Source organism: Pseudomonas sp. 05N434, assembly GCF_056396965.1.
This window is the reverse complement of the sequence record NZ_JBFTMK010001093.1, coordinates 1-503: the sequence shown is the minus strand read 5'-3', so window position 1 is coordinate 503 and position 503 is coordinate 1. Positions and strand designations below refer to the sequence as shown.

Here is a 503-nt window from a genome sequence, read left to right as displayed (position 1 = left end):
GAGCGCAACCGACTCGGTGGCTGAAGGTGGTTCCATCGTTTATACCGCGACCCTGACCAACGCCGCCGGCACGCCAGTGACCGTGACCCTGAGCAACGGCGCCGTAATCACCATCGATGCCGGTAAAACCACCGGCACCGTGACCGTCCCGGCTCCATCCGATGACGTTTACAAAGATGCCGGCACCGTCCAGGCCACCATTTCCACCGCCACCGGTGGCAGTTTCGAAAACCTGGTGCCGAACACTGCCCCGGCGGTSACCACCGTCACCGACACCATCGACACCAGCACCGTTTCGCTGACTGCGACTGCGAACGTCGCCGAAGGCGGCACCGTCACTTACACCGCGACCGTCGGTGCGCCAGTGACCGGCAGCCCGGTCACCGTGTCCCTGGCCAACGGCCAGACSATCACCATCGATGTCGGCAAAACCACCGGTACCGTGACCACCGCYGCGCCGAACGACGCRTTGACCGGCCAYGCTCCGCTRACCAACTCGATCA

The 503-nt window shown here is 64.4% G+C and carries 1 protein-coding gene; it reads left to right on the top strand.

The genetic code is table 11. The features are described 5' to 3' along the window. Positions 1-503 (top strand): immunoglobulin-like domain-containing protein (locus AC1DLB_RS31900; RefSeq protein ID WP_477786519.1); only part of this gene is annotated, 503 nt, incomplete at both ends.